General features: G+C 49.9%; 17 protein-coding genes. 5 read left to right on the top strand and 12 right to left on the bottom strand.

Annotated elements, in window-relative coordinates; all coding sequences use genetic code 11:
* Positions 1 to 51 precede the first annotated feature (51 nt).
* Together MHI24_RS17420 and MHI24_RS17415 are read right to left on the bottom strand one after the other, a co-directional pair.
* A complete protein-coding gene (locus MHI24_RS17420; protein WP_340020788.1) occupies positions 52 to 441 on the bottom strand; it encodes a retropepsin-like aspartic protease in 390 nt (129 codons plus the stop codon).
* Between the two features lie 385 nt (positions 442 to 826).
* A complete protein-coding gene (locus MHI24_RS17415; protein WP_340020787.1) occupies positions 827 to 1744 on the bottom strand; it encodes a VOC family protein in 918 nt (305 codons plus the stop codon).
* 260 nt (positions 1745 to 2004) lie between these two features.
* Between MHI24_RS17415 and MHI24_RS17410 the strand changes: the two genes are divergently transcribed.
* The gene (locus tag MHI24_RS17410) at positions 2005 to 2253 is read left to right on the top strand and encodes a KGG domain-containing protein (RefSeq protein WP_340020786.1); all 249 of its coding nucleotides are present in this window, start codon (positions 2005 to 2007) and stop codon (positions 2251 to 2253) included.
* An 83-nt stretch (positions 2254 to 2336) separates the two neighbouring features.
* Here MHI24_RS17410 and MHI24_RS17405 read toward each other — a convergent pair whose 3' ends face one another.
* The 6 genes from MHI24_RS17405 to MHI24_RS17380 form a co-directional block, all read right to left on the bottom strand.
* The gene (locus tag MHI24_RS17405; protein ID WP_340020784.1) at positions 2337 to 2576 is read right to left on the bottom strand and encodes a hypothetical protein; all 240 of its coding nucleotides are present in this window, start codon (positions 2574 to 2576) and stop codon (positions 2337 to 2339) included.
* A 706-nt stretch (positions 2577 to 3282) separates the two neighbouring features.
* Positions 3283 to 7824 carry a polysaccharide lyase family 8 super-sandwich domain-containing protein gene (locus tag MHI24_RS17400; protein ID WP_340020783.1) on the bottom strand — a complete coding sequence of 1514 codons (4542 nt, stop codon included), beginning with the start codon at positions 7822 to 7824 and terminating at the stop codon, positions 3283 to 3285.
* Positions 7825 to 8128: 304 nt separating this feature from the next.
* Positions 8129 to 9175, bottom strand: coding sequence for a glycoside hydrolase family 130 protein (locus MHI24_RS17395; RefSeq protein WP_340020782.1), 1047 nt, complete (start codon positions 9173 to 9175; stop codon positions 8129 to 8131).
* Positions 9176 to 9207: 32 nt separating this feature from the next.
* A complete protein-coding gene (locus MHI24_RS17390; RefSeq protein ID WP_340020781.1) occupies positions 9208 to 10749 on the bottom strand; it encodes a DUF3502 domain-containing protein in 1542 nt (513 codons plus the stop codon).
* A gap of 38 nt (positions 10750 to 10787) precedes the next feature.
* Entirely contained in the window at positions 10788 to 11672 is an 885-nt protein-coding gene (locus MHI24_RS17385; RefSeq protein ID WP_340020780.1) for a carbohydrate ABC transporter permease, read from the bottom strand.
* 10 nt (positions 11673 to 11682) lie between these two features.
* Entirely contained in the window at positions 11683 to 12621 is a 939-nt protein-coding gene (locus MHI24_RS17380; RefSeq protein WP_340020779.1) for an ABC transporter permease subunit, read from the bottom strand.
* Positions 12622 to 12878: 257 nt separating this feature from the next.
* On the opposite strand from MHI24_RS17380, the gene MHI24_RS17375 reads away from it, so the two are divergent.
* Positions 12879 to 15209: an AraC family transcriptional regulator gene (locus MHI24_RS17375; RefSeq protein WP_340020778.1), complete on the top strand. Its 2331-nt coding sequence runs from the start codon at positions 12879 to 12881 to the stop codon at positions 15207 to 15209.
* Positions 15210 to 15275: 66 nt separating this feature from the next.
* Here the strand turns inward: MHI24_RS17375 and MHI24_RS17370 are convergent, their stop codons facing one another.
* Complete coding sequence (locus tag MHI24_RS17370) at positions 15276 to 15512, bottom strand: hypothetical protein (protein WP_340020777.1); 237 nt, start codon at positions 15510 to 15512, stop codon at positions 15276 to 15278.
* Positions 15513 to 15691: 179 nt separating this feature from the next.
* On the opposite strand from MHI24_RS17370, the gene MHI24_RS17365 reads away from it, so the two are divergent.
* Positions 15692 to 18109: a DEAD/DEAH box helicase family protein gene (locus tag MHI24_RS17365; RefSeq protein WP_340020776.1), complete on the top strand. Its 2418-nt coding sequence runs from the start codon at positions 15692 to 15694 to the stop codon at positions 18107 to 18109.
* A gap of 82 nt (positions 18110 to 18191) precedes the next feature.
* Here the strand turns inward: MHI24_RS17365 and MHI24_RS17360 are convergent, their stop codons facing one another.
* Together MHI24_RS17360 and MHI24_RS17355 are read right to left on the bottom strand one after the other, a co-directional pair.
* Positions 18192 to 19019 carry an Rpn family recombination-promoting nuclease/putative transposase gene (locus MHI24_RS17360; RefSeq protein ID WP_340026718.1) on the bottom strand — a complete coding sequence of 276 codons (828 nt, stop codon included), beginning with the start codon at positions 19017 to 19019 and terminating at the stop codon, positions 18192 to 18194.
* Positions 19020 to 19132: 113 nt separating this feature from the next.
* A complete protein-coding gene (locus tag MHI24_RS17355; protein ID WP_340026717.1) occupies positions 19133 to 20386 on the bottom strand; it encodes a mechanosensitive ion channel domain-containing protein in 1254 nt (417 codons plus the stop codon).
* A 128-nt stretch (positions 20387 to 20514) separates the two neighbouring features.
* Here MHI24_RS17355 and MHI24_RS17350 point away from each other — a divergent pair, with 128 nt between their 5' ends.
* Together MHI24_RS17350 and MHI24_RS17345 are read left to right on the top strand one after the other, a co-directional pair.
* Positions 20515 to 21081, top strand: coding sequence for a TetR/AcrR family transcriptional regulator (locus MHI24_RS17350; RefSeq protein ID WP_340020775.1), 567 nt, complete (start codon positions 20515 to 20517; stop codon positions 21079 to 21081).
* A 61-nt stretch (positions 21082 to 21142) separates the two neighbouring features.
* The gene (locus MHI24_RS17345; protein WP_340020774.1) at positions 21143 to 23044 is read left to right on the top strand and encodes an alpha/beta fold hydrolase; all 1902 of its coding nucleotides are present in this window, start codon (positions 21143 to 21145) and stop codon (positions 23042 to 23044) included.
* Here MHI24_RS17345 and MHI24_RS17340 read toward each other — a convergent pair.
* Positions 22986 to 23771, bottom strand: coding sequence for a nucleotidyltransferase domain-containing protein (locus MHI24_RS17340; protein WP_340020773.1), 786 nt, complete (start codon positions 23769 to 23771; stop codon positions 22986 to 22988). The genes MHI24_RS17345 and MHI24_RS17340 overlap by 59 nt on opposite strands.
* Positions 23772 to 23883: the final 112 nt, after the last annotated feature.

Below are 23883 nucleotides of genomic sequence, written 5' to 3'. Positions count from 1 at the left end.
TATTTTACCAGAAGGATATAGAAAGACCATCTAAGAAGATGGTCTTTCTGGCTAATTTATATAATTGGTTTTCAATTGCATTTCTCCCGTGTCAATTACGGACCCTGTTTGTTTCAAAAAGTTAAAACCAAGGATACCGTCGATTTCCATGCCATAATCCATACTCCCGATTTCGACTTGAAAATTATTAAGTATCGCTTCATCGACAATAATTGAATCCAGGTACTTGGTGTACACATACTCCACACCGCCTACACCCCTTATAATATCAACGTTATCATTTTCTTCAGGAACCATACCGATTTCCTGCATAATGTCCGCATTTAAAAGCGTACTTGCAGAGCCTGTATCAAGCAGAACCCTCTCCAGCTTTAACTTTCTTCCCCTAAATACAACAGTTATGCTTACGAAAGGAAGCCCATAAATTTCTGTTAATCTCATCTGGGCCCTCTAATTCCCACATACCGTTCTCGTGCGACAACCTCGGGACGGGAGGTGTGAAAGAAACAATACTCTCTGTGAGGATTTTCCTGGTGCAGTTCACTGTACCGCTTCAATGCTTGAGTAGAATCCTCATAGGAATCAATCACGGACATCTCTTCAATATAGCGCTGGCCTTCCTTAGAGTAGGCCTTAGTCGCCTCAAGAACGACCCATTCATTCGGAAAACGCTCCTGAACTTCAACCCATCGCATCTTGGACACCTCCGCTCGAGTAATTTCTATTATTATAGCATACCAGTTGCCAGCTTCTAACACCCGCTTCAACGCACATCAAAAAAAGCGGTGAGCCTCTCTCCCCGCATTTCCCATATTATAATTACCCTCTACTCACCCTCATAGGCCTGGCGCAATGCTGCAAGGTCGAACTTCTTCATCTTAAGAAAAGCCTTCGTCACGCGCGCGCGCTGCTCCGGTGAACCCTGCTTCATCATCTCGTCCATCCCACCAGGAACGATCTGCCAGGATATCCCGAACTTGTCTTTGAGCCAGCCGCATTGCTCCGCTTCCGGAACCGCAGACAGCTTATCCCAGTAGTGATCGATCTCTTCCTGCGAGTCGCATTTCACCATGAAGGAGATTGCTTCATTGAAGCTGAATTGATGATTATGCGCACTATCCATTACGGTAAACCACAGATTCTCCAGCATGAAGTCGGCGAACATCACCGTTCCTTCCTGGTCAGGCTCCATTCCGGCAGGATAACGGGCTACAAGCCCTTGCCGTGTATCATTGAAGACGGATTGATAGAAGGACATCGCCTCTTCTGCCTTGCCGCACTGATCCCCGACAAATAACAACGATGGGATGATAGCCGGCCGTTCCTCCCCTTCCGGATTCGTAAGAATCAGCTGCCAGGACACACCATACCGATCCTGAATCCAGCCATACCGCTTACTGAAGGGATACTCGCCAAGAGGCATTAATGCAGTTCCCCCCTCGGACAGCTTGTCCCAGATCTCATCCAGCTGCTGTGCCGCATTCTCATCCCGTGACGGGTCAAAGTTAACGAAGAAGGATACGGACGGATTCAGCTTAAAATACGGGCCTGCACTAATCCCCATAAACTTCTGCCCCCAAATTTCAAAAGAAACCTGATCGCAGTCACCCGAAGGCGTGTCATGAAGGGTGGTAACATTCGTAACCCGGGATTCCGGGAACACCGACGCGTAAAAATGAGCCGCAGCTACCGCCTCTTTGTCATACCAGATATGCGGAATGATTCTCTGATGGATGGTTGCCATAAGTGATTCCTCCTCATGTAAATCCCCCTGGAACAAGCTGGGCAATAAGCTTTATTATATACCAAATTTGAAGGAATCAAACCCTTTTTTTACGAACATACGGTCCTATGATACAGCAGCATCCATGATCCTGTGAAAGACATCAATCTATCGAGTTTTTTCGTGACGGATTCTCAAAATCTACGTTTCATACCCAGAGGTGTGGGTAAAGTAAGAGTGCAACAAAAAATATTCAATACCCGAAAAGGAGCGAATTCGAAATGGCACAGAACAACCAGAACGATCAGAAGATGAGCCGCGAAGAAGCGGGACGTAAGGGTGGAGAAGCCACATCAAGAAATCATGACCGTGAGTTCTATCAGGAAATTGGCGAAAAAGGCGGAGAAGCACGCAGCCGCAGCAATTCAGGCGGCTCAGTCGGCAATAGCGGAGACGACGGCAAGATGAGCCGTGAGGAAGCGGGACGCAAAGGCGGAGAAGCGCGGGCCCGTCAACGTGACAATAATTAAGAGATCACCAGGCATTAGCTAAATATATGAAACATGAATATAAGGCCAGGTTCTCAGAAGAGAGCTTGGCCTTATATTTGAAATTAAGCGATCAGGAACCGGTCCAGTTGGTCCCGGTAACTGAAGAGGGATTCTTCCATAATGATGTGCAAAAATGAAGAGTCTGCTTCCCTCAGCAAAGAAACAGCATACGCCCACGCATTCTCCTCTATCCTCAGCCGGATTTCGGCTTCTTGCCTTCCAGTGAGGGGGCCATCCAGCGCAGCGGCGAGCTGCTCCAGCTCCGGGTCTTCAGCATGACCCAGCTCATGGGCCAATATCACTGCAATGTATTCCTTCAACCGGCAAGGTGAACCGAAGAGTTCATTGCATTGTCTGACAATCTCTTCTTTATATAGATAAACCGTATGACTGGCTAAATGATATTTACCGCCGACCAGCCGGTTCTTCTGAAACCTGGGTTCAATGGTTACCTTTACGTTACTGCCGGAAAGAGCTAACAGCTCCGCGACAGTCTGATGAAATAATACATCTTCCAGCTTGCTATCCCCTATCTTATTAAAAAGTATAGCAACAGTTTAATCTAAAATTTTAATCAACTCCAGTAATTTTTCTGAAAAATGTTACTTGTTCATTGAATATTCAAAGGAGCTGTCCCAGAAGCGAAACGGATGCTTAGGATAGCTCTTTAGGCTGGAGTAGATTCAGCGTGAGCACTTAGGGGAGGGGGACGCTCCGCAACAGAACGTTGTTCACAGCGATGAGATATTACCTGCGCGTCAGCAAATGTATACTGTTTTTCACATACATTCAGGCCGCACGCCTGCGCGTCAGCAAATATATACTGTTTTTCGCATATATTCGGGCTACATGCCTACGCATCAGTAAAATGTATACTGTTTTTCGCATACATTCAGGCCACACGCCTGCGCGCCAGCAAATATATGCTGTTTTTCGCATTCATGATTCCCACAATAAAAACCAGCTGTCACTTTTGGACAGCTGGTTTTTATTTTTGGGTCTGATGTCTTACTTCTTAGCCTCCAGCATCCGCAGCAAAACCGTAACCGTCTCTGCCCGCGTTGCGGCATCCTTCGGAAAGAAGCTGTTATTGCCTTTGCCTTGCATCAGTCCTGACTTCTTCATCTCGGCTGCCGCTCCAACCGCCCAAGCCGGGATGTCGCGGTCATCCGTGAATCCAGCGGAGCGGGCAACGGGAGCCAGCTGTAATGCTCTTGCCAGCATGACAGCCATTTCCGCTCTGGTTACAGGTGCATCTGGACGGAAGTTGCTGTTGTTATCGCCCTGGATGATTCCCAGGGCTGCGGCCTGCGCAACGGCTGTCTTGGCCCACGAACCGATCCGGTCACTGTCCTTGAAGTGCAACGCTGCTTCTGCGTTCTGAAGCTTCAGCGCCTTCGCCAGCATCACCGTGAATTCAGCACGGGTCACGTTGCGGTTAGGCTGGAAAGAGCCGTTCGGATAGCCTGTAATGATGCCCAGCTGAACAGCTTCCCGGATACTGGCCTCGGCCCAATGTCCGGCAATATCGGTGAGAGATGGACCAATCACCGGAGGATTAGCCGAGGCTTGAGGGCCCTCATTCGGCTTAGTAGGCGTTCCAACAATAACCGGCGGCACTGGTACTGACGGAGACGTTGGTGTTCCGCCTCCCGGATCACCGCCATTTCCGCCACCCGAACGCTCGTTAACCGAAACGTTAATTCTTCCCGTAATGGACGGATACGCGCTCAAAATTGCCGTAACCGTCACTTCTCCAGGTGTAGACGGTGCTGTAAATACTGCGCTGAACCGGCCGTAAGCATCCGTTATAGCATGAGCAGGCTCAAGGCTGCCGGAGGAAGCCGTGAGTCCCACCTCCAGGCCGGAGACCGGAAGATTGTCGCTACCTGAGACGGTCCCTGTGATGGATACTTCATCTCCGGTATTCACAGCAGACGGCGCTGCCTGAAGTTCAATCAGAACAGGAACTGGCATGGCTTTGCTTACAGACACGGTTACCGTATTCGTCACGGATGGGTTGGCGGTCAGTACGGCTGTAATAACCACATCCCCGGCCGCAGACGGTGCCGTAAAGACCGTGCTGAACCGGCCGTGCTCATCCGTGACGGCAACAGCAGGCTCAAAGCTGCCGGAGGCTGCCATGACCTGGACCGCAGCACCCGCTAACGGAAGATCCTCACCGTCATAGACGGTTCCCGTAACGGACACTTTGTCTCCAGCGGATACGGAGGACGGGTTGGCCTCCAATTCAATCCGGGCTGCTTCAGGCACAGCCTCTTCTTCTAAGGATACGGTTACCGCCCCTGTCACAGCTGGACTTGCCGGCAGGATGGCTGAGATGGATACCTTGCCGGGAACCGATGGCGCAGTATAGACCGTACTGAACTTGCCGTACACATCTGTAGTGACTTTGGCAGGCTCAAGGCTTCCATCGGCTGCTGTGAGTTCAACCTCTACACCGGACAACGGAAGATCGCCATCGGCGTAGACAGCACCCGTAACGGATACTTTGCCTCCAGGCACCACCGGAGATGGCGCTGCCGCAAGCTCAACCCGGGCGGGAACGCGGGCTTCAGTCTCTGGACCGAATACTTTAAATTCCCAGAGCGAGTATCCGTATTTGCTCCCTCTCTGTGTTCCATACATCCGTACATATCTGGCATTCACCGGATCTACGGAGATCTCATCGACACCCCCGTCTCCATTGGACGTACTATATACCGTCTTCCAATCGTCCAGCGTATCGGAGACATCGATCCGGTATTCTTTGCCATAGGCGTCCTCCCAATGCAGCATCACCTTGGAGATCGCCTGAATGGACCCCAGATCGACGTAAATCCACTGCGGATCGGCATAGTTAGACCCCCAGCGGGAAGTCAATGAGCCGTCTACCGCATTCCCCGCCGGCACATCGGCGGCTTTGGACGAGCTTGCCATCACCGGCTGGCCTTCCGCAAGATTGGGGAGTACCGCTTCGTAGACATTAAATTCAGCGAGCGAGTAGCCTTCTCCGGTTCCCTGCTGAATGCCCTGCATCCGGACGAACCTTGCGCTAGTCTTAGCGAAGGAGATGTCGTCGATGCCGCCATCCCCCATAGACGTCGCATAAACATCCTTCCAGTTGGCTGCATTATCGGATACCTGAATTTTGTAGCTTTTACCGTACGCCTTCTCCCAATGCAGTCTAACCTTATTGATCATATATTGATCCTGCAAATCCACATAAATCCATTCATCGTCTGAAGCGTTCGAGCTCCAACTGGAGGTTCTGTACAGATCGGTAGCGCCCGACGCAAACTGCTTGCCCACGCTGGAGGAAGCAACCGTGCCTTTACTGTAAGCCAGATCATACCCTCTATCATCGAGAGAAGCTCCCTCGCTCAGCGTCATACTCCGGCCGGTAAACGTATCTTTGCCGAGCCGGTAAGTAGTCGTAGTCTGCTCCCCGTTCCGGTTCAGCGTTACATTGACTGTGATCCCCGGCGTTTCGGGATTCGCCACCGAGATGCGGACAGGAGCTGCGGATTCATCGACGATCACCATCGACGGTTTATCTACGGTTACGCTGAGGCCTTCTCTTAGCGTAACAGTACCCGGCTGATAGAACAGCAATTCCGCAATGCCCAGCGAAGTATGCCGGACCGCCTGCACAGACGGTGTATTTGCGAGAATACGGATCGGGTTTGCTTCCGCGTAGCTGCCTACCTCCTCAGCGGTTTTACCCGGCAATACAATGTATTGATAGGAGGCATTGACCGGCTTCACGCCATGATCCAGCCACATTGAGAACACCGGCTTAGTAATCGGCTCCGTTGAGCTGCCGGAAACTACATCGTTCCATTTCCCGGTCTTCGTCTCCTGCTTCACCTGGAAATCCGTCTTATCCGGGAACACATACCCGGTCTGATCGTTATAAGCCCAGCGTCCGTTCACCTGTGAGGTTCCATCTGCCACTGCTTTGCCGTCTACCAGCACATCCCCTACAGCCAGACTCTGGTTCAGGGTAGTATGGACCGGAGCAGCATTCGTTGAAGTGATGCCTGCGCCCAGCGCTACCATTTCATCATCGAAGAAAAAGTAGCCCTTTTTCCCGCTGGTACTCAGCTTATTGAAATCAAATGCCGTGGCCCCGTACCGCTCATTGGTTACGCCGCCTACGAATGTCTTCGGATTGTTGAAATTCCCGTCCTTCGTGAGCACATAGGGAGCTGTTGTCCCCGGCACATGAGCCCAGTCCATCAGCGGGTACACGGTTCTGTACTCATCCCCGGTTCTCTGGATGGCCGTGGCGCCTTGCGGAGTCCAGTAGAGCAGATTGTATCCGCTTGGGTTAATGGTTCTCCATTCGCCGCCCTTGACCGTGCTGGAGGACATTTTGACCGTGATTCCGTAATCCTTCCGCATATGAGAGGAGACCAGGGTCTGCCATTGCGTCATATTGTTCGCATCCAGTCCATTGCCCGTGACTGTGCCAACACCCCGGATATTATCCAGGAAAACGGCGAACTCATCCGCCCGCTTCGGGTTGGCCGCCTGCATCCACTCCAGCGGATCTTCATAGAAGGTCAGCGCAGAGCTCTCATAGTCCGGCCACTCCGGTCCATTCATCCCCATCCCCAGATCGGCAACATCGCCTCTCACCAGATATCTGGTTCCATCCAGCACATAAGAGGACAACGAGTCAATAGCAGCCTGGCTGTAGGCGAAGCTTGTACCCGAGACCACATAAGCCCAGAAGGACATATCTCTGGCGAAGCTTCGGCCGTAGCCCGTGGTATAATTCGTCTTCCCATGCATGAAAAAGGACATGTCGGACTGAATGCCCGTTAGCGTCACTGTCACAGCCGAGAGCACATTGAACGCCTCCACCGCATTCCGGACATTCTGGGCATCCTCCAGCAGCAAGCCGCGGATCATATAATTCTGGTTGTACCAGGACGAATTGGCCCCATCGACCGTATTCGGTTCGCTGTCTAACGTACCAATAATATTGGCAGCCTGCTCCGCAGTCAGATAGCCTTCACACAGCAGCGCAATTTTGCTCAGCCGCAGCTGCTTGCCGATGCCGGTCTCCCACCAGTTGGTGGAGGTCGGCTTGACCGTGAACCAGTGATCCAGTGCTTTCTGAATACCGGCTAACATGGTTTCATCGTGATAGTACGGACCCTTAGGGTCTGCGAATGCCTGAGCCATGGATTGCATCCGATCCAGCGCAAGGTAAGGCGACCAGGCTCTGCCGTTCGCGCTGGAGGTGGTATTCGCATAGTCTACATCCGCCCAGCTTCCGTTCGCTTGTTGACTGGATAAGTAGGTGCCGGCCTGTGATTTAAAAGTCCACTCAACCCGGCCATTGGTTCCATCATTGATGATGTCTTTGGAAATATAGAAATCAACCGCCCGCTGCTTCATCAGCTTCATTTCGGCCTTCTCCTGCGACGAGCTATCCGCCGCCGATACAGGATACTGGAACCCGAGGGTCGAGATCATCAAACCAACCATAACGAGACAGATCCATCTCTGGACCCTGCTTTTCATTTTACCAGTCATGTACACGCTCCTTTGCTTATCTGCATCAGAATTTTGTTAGCGCTTACTAAACTATATAGAATATACTTGTGATTTTTTGCTATGGGATAGACGTGACTCCAGAGAATGTTTGGACTTCCGGCCGCTGTTGTCCCCAGATTTCTTGATTTAAACCGCTGTTCGCGGATGAAATCCGGTGACAAAGGCGGACGCTACCGCTCCTACAGTTCCAAAATTCCCCTCCGCCACTTTTCCCTTTCCGTAGTATTTTCAAGTTCAATCTATATAGGGATTAAAGAAGGCAGCTCACACTGCCTCCTTCCTCTTACACAAGGGTATCTAAAATATCCTGAAGCGGGATGTCCGCCACAGCCATGACCTCGTCTGCCGCGCCGTAATACATACGGACCGTCTGGTCCATTAGCAGCGCACCGCAGGAGAAGACTACCTTGCCGAAGAATCCGTTCACCTCATAGGGAGCTTCCGGCTCCAGCACAGGGACACGCGATCTCGCAATGACCCGGGACGGGTCCTCCAGATCCAGCAGCACCGCCCCCATGCAATAACGGTGGCTGCTGTCCGCGCCATGGTACAGCGCCAGCCAGCCCTGCGGTGTGCGGATCGGAACCGCCCCGCCGCCCATACGGGCCGAGTCCCAGCCCTGTTCGCCGAGTCCCATCAGGAAGCGGTGATTCCCCCAATGGTCAAGATCGGGCGATTCCGCGATCCACATCTCGGGCGCACCGAAAGACTTCGGCACCGGACGATGCAGCGCGTAGTATTTGCCGTTAATTTGCTCAGGGAAAATCATGACATCCTTATTCTCGGGCGGCAGCATCAGCCCGCGCCGCTTGAAGGTGCGGAAGTCACTGGTCTCCGCCAGCCCGACGCCAACACCGCGCGCGGAGGCTGCGCTGTAAGTGATATAATAGATGTCCCCGATCCGGGTCACACGCGGATCTTCAATCCCCCATGCTTCCAGGGGGTGCTCCGGGAACAGGGCCGGCTGCGGCTCCACCTCGAAATGAATGCCATCTTGGCTTCGCGCTACCCGGAGATGGGATAAGGAGGTGAGCATCACCGTCTGCCCGTCCTTGGCGACGAAGCGCGAATCAGCGAAATCATAGCCCGGATCATTCCTGTCATACCGCTCGACCTGCACCTCCGTTCCTGCTTCATTCAGCCGGGGAACGAGCACCTCGTCCGCCCGGTCTGATATTGGTGCTTCGGCCACGCGCAGTAAGAGGATCGTCTCATCCTGTAACTGCGCAACGCCTGCATTGAACGCGCCCAGCACCCGGAAATCGGGACGGGAGGGGGCAACATCCCCTGCTTCAATCAGCGGGTTGTGCGCGCTGCGTGTTATTTTCATTGGAGTGACCTCTTTCTGTGTTTGAAGTACGGTTATTTCCCGGAGGTAACGGCATCAATCTGGGCCTGAATCTCATCAATTACTTTTTGTCCGCCGAGACTGGCCATTTTGTCCTCCATCGTTTTTCTTCCTTCCTCCGCAGGGATCAGGCCTTGGCTTAGCGGCAGGAAGATCGAGTCGTGAAGCGGAGTAATTTTGGCATATTCCGTCTTCACCTTCTCGGCGTTAAAGTTGAAGCCTGCAATTGGACTAAGTGTGAAATTGGATGTCTGGGTCGAGAAGTCGAACCACTTCTTGTCATCCGGCATCATGGTGTCCGGTGTACGGTTCAGCGTCGGCCGCCAGGTCAGCACATAACCAGGGAAGGTATAGCTGGACAGCACCTTGTAGCTCGAGTCGCCGACCGGCTCCCAGTCCTTGCCTTGAATGCCGTATTCCATCAGGTCATGGTTCTCCTTAACCGACAGCCAGTTCATGACGTCCATCGTGACATCCGAGTGCTTGGAGGTCGTCGGGATACAGAGGAAGTTCCATTGCTGATAAGCCGTATAGGGCTTAGCCTGGTCGCCGTTCGGAATGAAAATCTCCAGCTTGTCGCTGCCATCCTTCAACATTTCCGAGTATTTCAGCCCCTCTACACCATCTGCTGCATAGTAGGTCGCCGCATATTTCCCTTGCTTGAACAGCGTCTCGGCATTTTGCTCCTGGGCGATATTTTTGGAGATAATTCCATCCTTGTAGTATTTGGTAACGCGTTCATAGGCATCGGCAATCGTCGGGCTCGCCCACTGGCCAATGACCTTCTTATCCTTGACCGAATACGAGAACATGTTGACCCCGATCTCCAGCACTTCATCCTGCGCCAGATTCGCAGAGCTACTCAGGATGAACGGCAGCTTATCGGCCTTGATTCCGTTAATGACAAACGGCTTGACGGATTTCTCATTTTCCTTCACCGCATACAGGAATTTCTCCAGGTCATCCAGCGTCTTCAGCTCGGGAAGCCCGTATTTCTCGCGTAAATCCTTGCGGATCAGCAGGCCGTAGAGCTGGCCTTGGGTGGTGCCGAGCGGAATGCCCATAATTTTGCCGCCGAACTTGTTATATTGCCACATCTCCTCCGGAATGGACGCCTTCAGCTCCGGCCGTGCATCCACTGCCGCATCCAGCTCCAGCAGAGATTTGCTCTCAATCATCTGGTTCATCGATAACCACGGGGCATCCAGATACATATCGAACTCTTCCCCGGCAGACATCTTCACGGATACCGCATTTCCGTAATCGGACCATGGCATGAAGTTGACATTCAGCGCAGCTCCGATATTATCCGCTTTCAGCTTGTCGTTAACTGCCTTCAGCACATCGTCGAACCCGGCCGGTTTATCTCCCGGGAAATAAGCCTTAAGCGTCACAATTTCCTTGGTTGCAGATGCAGCCCCTTCTGTACTGGCCGGAGAATTCGTAGAATTCGCCGTATTGCCTTCATTCTTCGCATTTCCCCCGCAGCCGGCCAGTACCAGTGATGATACCAAGACCGCTGTTGTTGCCGTGCCGAACCATCTTTTTAACGTCATCTCATAACCCTCCCGTATCTATGGACAATCTGAATGGCTTACCCTTTGACAGCTCCAACCGTAAGACCTTTGACAAAATACTTCTGAAGCATCGGATACAGCAGCACAATCGGGCCGATGGTCAGTACCGTCGTCGCCATCCGCACCCCGTACGTCGGTGGAGTCACTGAAATGGCAGCACCGGAAGGGATCAGATTCCTGGCCGCTTCCATATTGGAGACCATCCGGCGCAGAATTAACTGCAGCGGGAACAGCTTCTCGTTGTCGATGAACATCAGCCCCATGAACCAGTCATTCCAGTAGCTTAGCGCATAGAAGAGGCCGACGGAAGCCAGAATCGGCTTGGAAATCGGAATCATAATCTGGAAGAACACTCTCATCTCGTTCGCTCCGTCAATTCGGGCGGCTTCCTCCAGCTCCTCAGGTATGGTGCGGAAGAAGCTGACGAGCAGGAAGACGAGGAACGGCTGGCATAGCATCGTCAGGATGAGCACCCAGATCGTATTCTGCAAATGCAGCCACTGGCTGACTACAATATAGAAGGGAATGATGCCTCCCGAGAAGAGCATAGGCAGGTAGCAAAAAAACAGAAAGGGCGTTTGCAGAACATTCCGTTTATTCGCCAGTGAATAGCCGAGCATCGCGGAAATGCATAGGGCGCTTAACGCCCCGACCACCGTAATCAGGATCGTAACCCCGTAGCCATTGAATAATACATCGGATTGCAGCACCGCCTTATAGGCGGCGAGCGATAATTTTTGCGGAAATAAGGTATAGCCGTGTGCAATCAGTTCCTCCTCATCCGTGAAGGAGCCGGCAATCATCAGCAGAAACGGAAACAGACAAAATAGAGTGAACAACAAAATAAACGTATGGGCGAATCCCGTAAAGGTGCGGTCCGCAGCGCTTTGTTTCTGTATCATAGTACCTCTCCTAGAATAAAGCAGATTCTTTGGATACCCTGCGGGTTACCCAGTTGGCGGCAATGACGAAGATCAGACCCATCACCGACTGGAACAGCCCCACTGCGGAAGACATCCCGAAATCGTGCAGCTGCCGCATCGAGCGGAAGACGAAGGTATCAATAACATCGGTAGTCGGGTACAGCATCGAGTTGTCTCCAATGATGGCATAGATCATCGCAAAGTCTCCATTGAAAATTTTGCCCACGGCCAGCAGCGTCATAATCATAATCGTCGGAACCAGCAGCGGCAGCGTAATACGCGTCACAATCTGCAGTTTAGAAGCTCCGTCAATCCGGGCCGCCTCATACAGATCCTCTGAAATTCCCGTAATGGCAGCCAGGAAAATAATCGACAGATAACCGGCCCCCTGCCACACCCGGATCACCGTCAGAATATACGGCCACAGACTCGACTCAAACATCCAGTTGACCGGCTCCATGCCAAGGTTCTGCAGCCAGACATTAAGCATGGGCTCTTCCCCGCCGAACAAGGATTGCACAATCATCCCGATTACAATCCAGGACATGAAGTATGGAAGAAAAATAAGCGACTGCGAAATCCGTTTGAAGTACTTGTTGCGGATCTCATTGAACATGAGTGCAATCAGAACAGCGGCGGCTGTTGTGAACACAATGAACAGCACATTGAGCAGCAGTGTGTTGCGCAGAATAACCCAGAAGTCATCTGAGGTGAAGAAATAATTGAAATTCTTAAAGCCTATCCATTCACTCCCCGTAATTCCTTTGGCAAAATCATAGTCTTTGAAGGCAATCGTAATCCCGTAAATGGGAAAATAACTGAACACGAGAAAAAACAGCAGCCCCGGCACAGCCATAATATACAGAAAAGGATTCTGCACAATATGCCTCCATTTTGAACGTTTACCTGCGTTAAGCTGGTAGTTCATCTATACATCCCCCCTTTCCTCAAGACCGGTCACCGCTAGAAAAGCGCTCCGTGATCTATGCCGTCACCTTATCAAGCCCTTGCCGCAGGAGCAATTCCGAGAAGCTCTCATCCTTCCCGCAAGCGCAGATTTACCGCCTTCCCAAAAACAACACTCTTCCCAAAACAAACGATTCGGCAGACGAAAATGCCTGTTGTGCTATAATGAATCTGCTTATGATGAGCCGGACAGTTATGATTACGGAGGTTCTTAGCGCCATGAAATTCAGACAACCATTCTTCGCATCGCTGAGGCGGCACCCTACCTATATGAAGCTTATTTTTTATTTTGTCAGTGCCAATGTACTGGTACTTGGAGTATCCTTCGTCCTGCTCTATGGGCAATCCTCGAAGACGCTGCTGCAGGAGATCGGAGATCATTCGGAATCCCTTCTGGTGAACGGGGCCCGGAATACGTCGCGGCTGATGGAATGGGCGCTTGATTTCAGCTTCTCCTCCAGCAATGACAGTGCGCTTAAGGTGTATGCCCTCTCCGATCATTACAGCGATTTCGAAACCTACGAGGTCTGGAGCCAGCTGATGGATATTAAGAACGCCAACCCCTCCATTGATTCCGTCTACCTCATTAACGATTATACGAATACGGTCATTGACTCCAGGCTGGGATTGAATGATACCGCTACTTTTTACGACCAGGATATTATTAAGCGCTTACGGGACCCGGAAACAGCGAACCATAGCGTTCTTATCCCAAGAACCCTGTCCCTCCCTCTTACCGGGAACACGCCCAAAGAAGTGATGACCATCGTCAGATTTTATGAAAAAGGCAGCTCCATCTCCGCATTCGTCATGAATGTGGACACCCATAATCTGATGACCCTGCTGCAGAATAATTCGAACTTTGCGAGCCGTTCAATTACTGTGTTGAATGACCGGGACGAGACGGTGTTCAGCAGCATGGCCATGACGAAGGAACAGATTGCGGAGCTTAGAAGCAACGGGGTGAAGGGCGCAAGCGGCTGGAAGCTGTTCCAGCCCTATGGCCAGGGGGAGAAGCTGATGGTCTATGCCGACTCCTCCGTGAAGGGCATCCAGGATTGGACCTTCATTGAGATGATCCCGAAATCCGCCATCCTGGGCAAAATCACTGTTCTGCGCGATACCAGTCTGGTCCTGTTCCTCGTCTTGTTCGCGGCCTCCCTGGCGGTGATTATTCTAATCTCCAAACGGGTGTACTCGCCCATTCAGGAGCTGATCAGCCGGGTCATGCAGCAGCATCAGGCGGAGAAGCCGGGTCTTGGCGTGAACGCCAATGAGCTGGAATACCTGTCGAGTGTCTTCATCTCCCAGCATAATCAGATTCACGAGCTGACTGAGCAATGGCGGCATAATAAATTTCTGGGCAGAGAACGCTTCTTAAGGGATTTTCTGGGGGAGAGCTACCACTCGGCGGAGGAGATCCGTTCGCAGTTCCTGGAATGGGGGATTGATCTGCCGGAGGATCAGCTGTCGGTAGCCATCTTCCGGATCGACCACTTCGCGGAGTTCTCGGGAAGATACCCGGACAAGGACCGGCGTCTGCTCCGGTTCGCGATGTCCAATATCATTCAGGAGTCGCTGCAATCGTCCAGGCACAAGCTGCTGACAGTCGATATGGGGGACGACCACGTAGCTGTCATCGTATCGGCTGACTTATCTGAGGAATTCGCGAAGGAGCTGCAGGTGGCAGGGCAGCTGATCCAGCAGTATTTGTCCGTGGGAACCACCATTGCCTGGGGCCGGACCTTGCCTAGCTTAACCGACATGCATGAGGTGTATCTGGAGACGTATGAGCTGACGCAGGAGCGGTTCCGGTTCGGACACCGGGCACTCATTGTGAAGGCATGGCTGCCGGAGGCGCCGGGGGAATTGTATCATTTGCCTGTGAGCCAGGAGCGGCAGATGGCACAGGCCATCCTTAAGGGGGACGCCGCCGTCATTCTGCAGATGCTGCGCTCGGCGGTAGTGAAGCTGCGGGAGCTGCCGTATTTTGAATGTAAAATGTCGCTGATCACCCTGTTCATGGACATTCGCCGGCTCATCCAGGAGCATGCCGCCCAGCCGCTGCCCAGCTCATGGGGACTGACGTCCATCGAGAAGCAGATCATCCAGCAGGAGACCATAGATAACGTCATGCCCTGGATGGAAGCCTTGATTACCAAGACGCTCGAAGATATTGCCACGGCCCGCAGCCAGTCTAAGAATATCGCCCTGATCGGACAGGTGGACCAGTTCATTGAGAGCCATCTCACCGACCCGAATCTGTCAGCCACCATGCTGGCCGATCACCTGGGATTGTCGGTCAATTATTTCCGCAGCCTGTACAAAGCCGAGACCAACCAGTCCATCACCGACAAAATATCCGAAAAACGCCTGACCTTCATCTGCCAGGAGCTGATTGCCTCCGACTCGCCGATCGAGCCGATCGTCCAGCACTTTGGCTTCTCATCCCTCAACACCTTCTATTCCAGCTTCAAGAAGGTATACGGCATGACCCCGGCCCAGTACCGGAAGAAGTACCGGGCGGGGGATGGCGGGGGGAAGGTGTGAGGGGCGCGTGAAGAAGCGATAAGGAAGGGGTTCCTTATCGCTTTTTCTTTTGCTATAATCCGGGGGTTAATCCTCTTCTTCCTCTTCCTCCATGTGCCCTAAATAGTCATAATAGAATTCGACCATGGCATCTCCAAATCCCCAGCCAATGCCCTGACTACGTTCCGTCACCCTTCTGCACCGGTCTACGAATTTTTCCTCCAAACCATTCTTCACAATGTATTCCAATGCTTGTCTATAAATACTGGATACCGTCAAATAGAACCGCTCATCGATGTCTCCGTAAGCCCGGGTGAAGTCCACCCCGCACTCTACTCAAGCATCGGCTGCTGCTTCACCAGATTCATAATTTGTTCAACAAGCTCTTCCTTCGTAAATTGGTTCAGATGCTTTTTGAGTGTTGTTTTTCTCAGTTTCGGCACTGGAGCACTCCTCTCGATGGCTTTCAAGGTATACTATAAAGAAAACACGAGGACCTATCAATGGACAATATAGAGGATAAATATAAGGCGGCGCTGGCATATATCAAGGAGCTTGAGCTGGAGATCAGCCGGTTAAGCGCTCTTCTGGGACATGCCGAGGAGGAGGGCGGAACAAACACTTTTTCTGAAAAATCCAGCGCTGAGATAACGGTTGGCGAATCGAATATTCATCAATACTCCACTGTAGATGACAAACTCGCTCTATATAAAAGTTATTTCCGCGGCAGAGAAGATGTGTACCCGATCCGCTGGAGCAACAAGCAGGGTAAATCCGGGTATTCACCAGTATGCGCCAATGAGTGGACTGCTGTGTGTGAGAAGCCCCGCGTGAAATGCTCCGTATGCCAACATCAGAGCTTCATGCCGCTCACCGCCGAGGTTCTGTCCGCCCATCTGGATGCAAGGCAAGACCGGACCATTGGAATCTATCCCATGCTGCCGGATGAGACCTGCTGGCTGCTCGCCATGGATTTCGACAAACGTGATTGGAAGCAGGATGTTACTGCCGTGATGGAGCTATGCACTCAACATGGAATTCCCGCCCTCTTAGAGCGTTCGCGTTCCGGCAACGGCGGGCATATTTGGATTTTCTTCAGTCAGAAGATTGAAGCGGCAACAGCCAGAAGATTTGGAATGACCCTGCTGAGTCTGACCATGAACCACAGATACCAGATTGGCATGGAATCGTACGACCGGCTTTTCCCCAATCAGGATACGCTGCCCAAAGGCGGCTTCGGCAACCTTATTGCACTCCCGCTTCAAGGCGGGCCCCGGAAACAGGGGAATAGTGTGTTTGTGGACGAACATTTTGAACCGTATGCAGACCAATGGAGCGCCTTATCGGGAATCGACAAAATCAGCGAGGACGAGGTCTGGAGCTTTATACACAAGCACGGGGAGCGGGGACTGTTTGGCAATGACAATATTTCGGCAGGGTCTGGTGATGAAGCAGATGAATTGAATCTGTTTAAACAGAATCAAAGTAATGGGCAAGCGATTCTGCCAGAAACCCTCCCTGCGGAAATACAGATTCTACAGTCGGATCGTCTGTATATATCCAAGTCCGGGCTGCCTTCAAGTGCCATTCATGCTGTAATGCGAATAGCCTCCTTTGCAAACCCCGAGTTCCACAAGGCACAAGCCATGCGGCTCTCCACCTACGGCAAGCCCCGGGTCATCTCCTGCGCAGAGGATCTGGGTAATGCTATAGTGCTTCCAAGGGGATGCCTGCAGGAGGTGCTGTCCTTATTCGAGCAACATGCAGTCAAGGTGTCACTGGAGGACCAGCGTTCATCTGGCGTGGCTATTGAAGCTGAGTTCACCGGTACTCTGACTACGCTTCAGGATACAGCAGCCAGAGCTATCCTGAACCGGGATATCGGCGTTCTCTCCGCTGCCACCGCATTCGGCAAAACGGTCGTTGCCGCCAGCGTGATCGCTTCCAGAAAAACGAACACTCTTATTCTGGTGCACCGACGGGAGCTGATGGAGCAATGGCAGGAGCGCTTGCGCACTTTTCTGGATGTTCCGAAACAAGCCATCGGACTCATTGGCGGCGGCAAAAACAAACCAACCGGCATCATCGACATCGCCGTCATTCAAAGCCTTAACTATAAAGGAGAGGTTAAACCTTTGGTAGGTGAATACGGCCAAGTCATCGTGGATGAGTGCCACCACGTATCTGCCTACAGCTTCGAGCAGGTTCTGCAAAGAGTCCGAGCCAAGTATGTATTTGGCTTAACCGCTACCCTAAAACGGCAGGACGGTCAGGAGGCCATTGTGCGGTTCCAGCTTGGCCCGGTGATCATGAAGATTGATGCCAAAACCCTTAACAGCGCCAGAGGATTTTCTCTTAGGGTGGTTCCCCGGTATACTACATTTCAACTTAAGCCAGGAGACAAGACTACCGGGATTCAAGACATCTATCAGCAGTTAGTGGAGGATGAAGAGCGAAACACCCTTATTTTCGACGATTTGCTCACCTGTCTGGACGAAGGCCGCTCTCCGCTGCTGCTGGTTGAACGAACGGCTCATGCGGAGTATTTTGCAGAGCGGCTGCAGGCTTTTGCCAAGAACGTCATTGTACTAAAGGGCCGCATGGGCAAAAAACAGCGCGAGGCGCTCCGCACCCAAATCGCCGCTATTCCTGACGATCAGGAACGAGTTGTTATCGCTACCGGCAAGCTGATCGGTGAAGGCTTCGACGACGCCAGACTGGACACCCTCTTCCTCGTCCATCCCATCTCCTGGTCAGGCACCTTACAGCAGTATGCAGGCCGCCTGCACCGGAGTCATGACAATAAAGAAGAAGTAAGAATATATGATTATATCGACCTCCAGGTCCCCATGCTCATGGGGATGTTCAAGAAGCGGGTGAAGGGCTACCGGAAGATGGGGTATCGGGGGGCGGAGTTGTGACTTCATAATTTCAAAAAAAAGAAGGACACTGGATCGCTTATCCATGTCCTTCTTTTTTTTGCTTACCAAAAACATAGCAATTTTAAAGTTCTATAGACTTGATCTCCTTTTCACTAAGGCCTGTTAACTTAGCAACATTGGCATAATCCATTCCTGTTGCCAGCAAATTACGAGCGACTAGCAGCTTACCTTCCATAATCCCTGCAGCCTTTGCCCCCTCAACCATAGACACCTCATCATGCAGATATTTCTGTCTAGCCTCATACAACCGTCTGGCCTCAGAATCCTGACTCAAATACTGCAAAGTGTCCATAGCTTTTTCTAATCCGGGTTCATTCATCTTAAGCACCTCCCAGTATGATGTATCGGCACCTTTTAGAAACAACAGCCAATTGATTAGTCCGCCTTCAGATGGAACATTATGTTCATCTAGCTTCGGTAATTCCAAGAAATGTACCTCAATGTCATCGATTAAGGATATCCCTGTCCGGTCTTCCCGCAGGTGGAATACATTATGGTATTCCTTATTCTTCAGGAACGCATAGTTCAAAATATTGATGGTTACACACTTCTTTAATTCCTGATATTTCTCTCCCTCACTAAGCTGGCTGGCATACCGTTTGCTCCAATAAAAGAGGGTCCGCTTCTCTATGTCGTACTTATTAAACAACTGCATTTCTATATCAATCAGCTTACCTTCAGAGGTCTTGGCGTAAACATCGAAAATGGATTGTTTGTCGAGCGGATCGTCTTTATCCGTATAAGGATTCATCAGAATGATCTCGGTTAACGGCGGTTCGCCAGCTTCAGTAAAGATTCGGTTAAGAAAAGCCAACAGTACATCTTTATTGTTCTCGCTGCCAAATATCCGTTTGAATACAAAATCTACCCTGGGGTCCAGCAGATCCATCGGCGTCAGCTCCATTTTTGTTATTATTATAACATTTTTCAAATGCAGCTGTGGGGAATCAAGCCCTCCCAAAGATAACAACACATAAGCCTCTACGGATGCAGTCATGCCCCTCAATACCCCGCCGAATACTCCCTGCTTTCTTTTAAATTAACAATATCCTGGCCCGTCGGGTTCTGGAAAACGCGAAGTCCAAACAGAGGGATAATCGCAAAAATATGATCAAAAATATCGGACTGCACCGACTCATACACACCCCAGGTCGTCTCATTGCTGAACGCATAAATTTCTAAAGGCAGTCCGCTGTCTCCTGCTTCCAACTGTCTGACGATGAGGGTCATATCCTTATGAATTTTGGGATGATTGCGCAGATATTCTTGGACATACTCCCGAAATACCCCGATATTCGTTAGCTGTCTTCCATTCACTTTGTTCTCCATATTAATATCATGCTCGATATTATAAGCGTTAATTTCAGCTAATCTTGTCGTGATGTAATCGCTAAGATAGTGGACCTTCCGGAATTCCTCAATCATTTCTTTGGTACAGAACCCTATGCTGTTTGTATCGATACAGACACTCCGTTTCATCCTTCTGCCACCGGAAGCTTCCATGCCCCGCCAGTTTTTAAAAGAATCTGATATCAAAGCATAGCTCGGAATCATGGTAATGGTTTTATCGAAATTCATCACTTTTACCGTATTCAGCGTAATATCAATTACATTGCCGTCAGCATTATACTTAGGCATCTCAATCCAGTCGCCTACACGGACCATATCGTTAGAGGATAATTGCACTCCTGCCACCAAGCCCAATATGGAATCCTTGAAAACCAGCATAAGAACAGCCGATAAAGCACCCAAGCCACTCAGAAGAATCAGAGGATTCTGGCCCATGAGGTTAGAGATCACCACAATCGCACCAATAATATACAATATAATCTTCGCAACCTGAATGTAGCCCTTGATCGGCCTAATCTTGGATACCTCATACGTGCGGTAAATCGCATCGATGGCATCAAGCAGGGCATTGAGCACCGTGATCATTACGATAATCATATACACTAAGGCGAGCTTAGCAAGGAGAGACTGATACAGCGGGAACACAGGTGCGGCGTAATAGATAATAAAAGCTGGTGCAAGATGCGACAGCTTGTGGAATACCTTTTTCTCCAAAAAGATATTATCCCACGTATACCGGTTGTTATTAATCATACGAATGATGATCTTCAGGACGATTTTTTTGGCTACCAGATTAGCCACTACAGAGAGTAAAGCAATAAATATGACCATGATGATGTTCGAGAGATACACACTCATTTGCTCACTCACGCCATATCCTGCTAGGTGCTTTTTAATAAAATTCATCATTTCCTCCTGACAGGTGTATAGTAGCCTACAATTATAGAGGATTATTGGGGATTTCGCAAAAATGAAAATACTTGCAATACACAATTTAGTACTGTATAGTTCTAATCATGACAAATGCAAAAATAATGAACCAACAACGTGTGATTGAAGTCGCGGCAAGATTGTTTTTAGAAAAGGGATTTGCTTATACCAGCATGGATGAACTAGTACGTGTAAGCAAAGTGTCCAAATCGAATGTGTATTATCACTTCGCGGACAAGGAGGCATTGTTATCAGGGGTCGTGGATTATTGGATTGAAACGTATGAGCGTGCAATGGATGAAATCCTTTCCCGAAGCCAATTATCCGTTGAAGAGCGTGTCCAGATGTTTCTAAAGCATTTATCGCAGGGAGTTCAGTCCAGAGAGTATAAGGGGAGCTGTCCGTTTATTACGCTTTATATTCAGACTCCGGCACAGGCTACGCACATCAAAGAAAAAATTGGTCTCTTTTTTACAGGATTACAAACGAAAATCTCTCTATTACTTAAGCAAGGAGCAGAAAAAGGCGAGTTTAGAGATACGATTCATATTGACGAGGTAGCGGCACTTTTTATTACGAATCTTGAAGGAGCACTGTTTCTTTCAGAGACATTGAAGGATGCAACGGTGATCACGAGAACAGCCAGCCAGTTTTTCAATTTGCTTCGATAGTGAAGCATTTTTTATTACACATAATTAGTACCATTCAGTACTAAAAAGGAGAACAGATGATATGAGGACCATATTTTTAACAGGTGGAACAGGCTATATCGGGAGGCAACTCGTGGAGGAGCTACTTAAAGAGGAGGTTATGATTTTCCTTTTAGTGCGGTCGAAGAGTAAAGCAAGACGTGTTTTTCAGGAAAAGGGTATTTTCAGCGAGGCAGCCATGCACTTTATGGAAGGTGATTTGACGAAACCAGACTTAGGTCTAAGCGATGAAGATAAAGAGAAGGTATTGAGTACGGATGTTATTATTCATGCAGGTGGGCAAATGGATATTCAAGCGACAACGCAGGCGGCAACCTCTGTATTTTTAAACGGTGCCAAGCATATCAGTGAATTCGCTGAACGTATCCATAAACTGAAGGGTTTGCAGCACTTTGTTCATGTCGTTGGATATATGAGCCCTTTTGATGATGATAATAGCAAGGTTGCGATTGATGTGTTCCAGGAAGGACACGACTATCTGAAAATAAAAAATCCTTACGAAAGAACCAAATTTCTAGCTGATCTGTATATTCGCCAGCAGGCATCCGGAGTAGGCTATCCGCTGTCTGTAATTAATCCGCCAACTGTAGTCGGCAGCAGTACAACAGGGAGTACGGAGCAGGTAGCAGGCTTAGGCTTGCTTGTGGAGAGTATGCGAAGAGGGCTGATGCCCGTAATTCCTGGAGGCAAGGGGTATAAATTACCGCTTATTGCAAACGATGCACTGGCGAAGTTTATTGTTCAGATTGTGAAGCGTGAGCCGTCGTCTATTCAAACCTATACCCTTGTTCCAGACAAAAAGCTTGATCCGGATATTTCTGAATTATTAGGCGCGATGTCAGAAAGTATGAATATGGCCGCACCGACAATCTCTGTGCCGCTTCGCTTCATGAAGGCACTTATGAACAGCGGGCTCAGTACAATCACACGAATACCATCGGATGGACTGAACTTTATTACGAACAGAACGTTTTCAAATGATCTGCCGAAAAAAGTCATGGGAGCAGAGTGGTTTACTAAGACGAGTGTGATGAATTTTTTCCCGGCCGTAGTAGCAGATTTGGATTACCGCCTGATGTACCCCAATGACCAGCACAGTCATGCATTTGAACGAACCTTAATCGGAAACACAGTGATGTATCAAATACCAGGCGAGGGCAAGCCATTTATTTTATTCCACGGTTTACTCAGTGATGGAGCCGATTTATTTCCTTTAGGACTAGAGCTTCATGACAAAACGGGCCGCCCCGTATGGATTCCCGATCTTCCAGGTTTAGGACGTTCCCCTTTTAAGCGGGAGGCACATCTTCTGGATCTCTACTTAAATGTAGTGAAGGAGTTATCAGCACAAGCTGCTCATGGCGCACACTGGATTGGCCATTCCTTCGGAGCGGTTATTCTACTGGAAGCGTTAGGGCGAGAGTACCTGGATACGAAGAATCCAATTACTTTACTACAGCCACCTGTTGCCAAAAAAAATTCCACATCGTTCAATGCCCCTCAATTTATAAACAAATGGGCATTGAAGTCAGCAACGGCTAATTATTTAGAACGTTATTTAATTGGTCATGGTCTGTTTGAAACTACAGAGAGCATTCCGAAGCATTATATTGCCAAAGTACGCAGCAGCTTTACTTCGCCTAGAATTCTAAATACAACTCTTCAGCTCAACCGTTATCTGTCAAAAGACTATCAGGGTGATTTCACCAAAGTACCGAGGTCTAATCTTCATATTATCTGGGGAGATCAAGATCGGCGCTATTCTGCTCCGGTACAGCTTGGTAACGTTGATGTTGTTCCGTATGGGCATCATTTTCCGCTTAGCCATCCAGGGGAGACGGCTGGTTATGTGCTAGCGGAACAGTTTATAAATCGAGAACCGGAACCGGTCCGTCCATCCAGTTCAGCTGGCTATCCATCATGAACTGAACCGTCCAATGATGCTCTGCCTGATACCAGTTATTAAATTCCACAATACGCTCGTACAGATTCTCGACGGCTTCCGGCGTTCGTTCTTCCAGTACCCGGTGGATGTCCACCAACAAATTCTCCGGCTTCTTTTGGGCCCCTTCCAGAACCTTTAAGAACCACTTATAAGAAGGGAACAGCGTTTCGTTATGTACCAAAATCAGCCTGCCTGCGAAGAAGACATAGTGGGTCAAACAGTAGTCGATTAATAAACGATTGTTGCGTTTCATTCCTTCGTAGTAATACCATTTCCAGGTTTCAAATTGTGCATAGAACTTCTGCATGTTCTCTGCCTTGTTCTCCACCGGATATCGGGGAGCGTCTTGGACCAACCGTTCCAGCCCCTCTATATTGGAATAGGTGACGAACGCATCCTGGAATGCGAACTTAGCAGGCTCGCTGCCGGATTCGGCCACTTGCTTGATGTAGGAAGCGGATACAACCTTCCCGTCCACGTAACCGCCTTCATAAGAACAGGATTCCGTTTCGAAATACCCCAGATTATGGATGGAACAAGCTTTCTTGTAATCCTCTTCAGAAAGGACGATCATAATGTCGATATCAGAGGTTTCGCCAGCAAAACCATGCGCCACGGAGCCTCCGATGATGATCCCTTGTACGTCGGGTCTGGCTTTAAGCTTGTTGGTGATGGTATCAATGGCAGCTTGATGATGGGGATACATAATACATCCACTCCAATAAAATTAATATAATTATTAATTAGTAAGCCAATACGTTAATTATAAGGTAATAATATTCCATTTTTGAAATTCCTGCAATCCCCTGAATGAATCA

The organism is Paenibacillus sp. FSL K6-1096 (genome assembly GCF_037977055.1).
In the GTDB taxonomy this organism is placed as follows: Bacteria; Bacillota; Bacilli; order Paenibacillales; family Paenibacillaceae; genus Paenibacillus_AQ.
This window is presented reverse-complemented; position numbering and strand designations above follow the sequence as displayed.

Bases quoted from the DNA above. Each gene is read 5' to 3' on its own strand.
- MHI24_RS17420 (WP_340020788.1), bottom strand. From the start codon at position 441: ATGAGATTAACAGAAATTTATGGGCTTCCTTTCGTAAGCATAACTGTT.
- MHI24_RS17415 (WP_340020787.1), bottom strand. From the start codon at position 1,744: ATGGCAACCATCCATCAGAGAATCATTCCGCATATCTGGTATGACAAA.
- MHI24_RS17410 (WP_340020786.1), top strand. From the start codon at position 2,005: ATGGCACAGAACAACCAGAACGATCAGAAGATGAGCCGCGAAGAAGCG.
- MHI24_RS17400 (WP_340020783.1), bottom strand. From the start codon at position 7,824: ATGACTGGTAAAATGAAAAGCAGGGTCCAGAGATGGATCTGTCTCGTT.
- MHI24_RS17395 (WP_340020782.1), bottom strand. From the start codon at position 9,175: ATGAAAATAACACGCAGCGCGCACAACCCGCTGATTGAAGCAGGGGAT.
- MHI24_RS17390 (WP_340020781.1), bottom strand. From the start codon at position 10,749: ATGACGTTAAAAAGATGGTTCGGCACGGCAACAACAGCGGTCTTGGTA.
- MHI24_RS17385 (WP_340020780.1), bottom strand. From the start codon at position 11,672: ATGATACAGAAACAAAGCGCTGCGGACCGCACCTTTACGGGATTCGCC.
- MHI24_RS17380 (WP_340020779.1), bottom strand. From the start codon at position 12,621: ATGAACTACCAGCTTAACGCAGGTAAACGTTCAAAATGGAGGCATATT.
- MHI24_RS17375 (WP_340020778.1), top strand. From the start codon at position 12,879: ATGAAATTCAGACAACCATTCTTCGCATCGCTGAGGCGGCACCCTACC.
- MHI24_RS17365 (WP_340020776.1), top strand. From the start codon at position 15,692: ATGGACAATATAGAGGATAAATATAAGGCGGCGCTGGCATATATCAAG.
- MHI24_RS17360 (WP_340026718.1), bottom strand. From the start codon at position 19,019: ATGGATCTGCTGGACCCCAGGGTAGATTTTGTATTCAAACGGATATTT.
- MHI24_RS17355 (WP_340026717.1), bottom strand. From the start codon at position 20,386: ATGAATTTTATTAAAAAGCACCTAGCAGGATATGGCGTGAGTGAGCAA.
- MHI24_RS17350 (WP_340020775.1), top strand. From the start codon at position 20,515: ATGAACCAACAACGTGTGATTGAAGTCGCGGCAAGATTGTTTTTAGAA.
- MHI24_RS17345 (WP_340020774.1), top strand. From the start codon at position 21,143: ATGAGGACCATATTTTTAACAGGTGGAACAGGCTATATCGGGAGGCAA.
- MHI24_RS17340 (WP_340020773.1), bottom strand. From the start codon at position 23,771: ATGTATCCCCATCATCAAGCTGCCATTGATACCATCACCAACAAGCTT.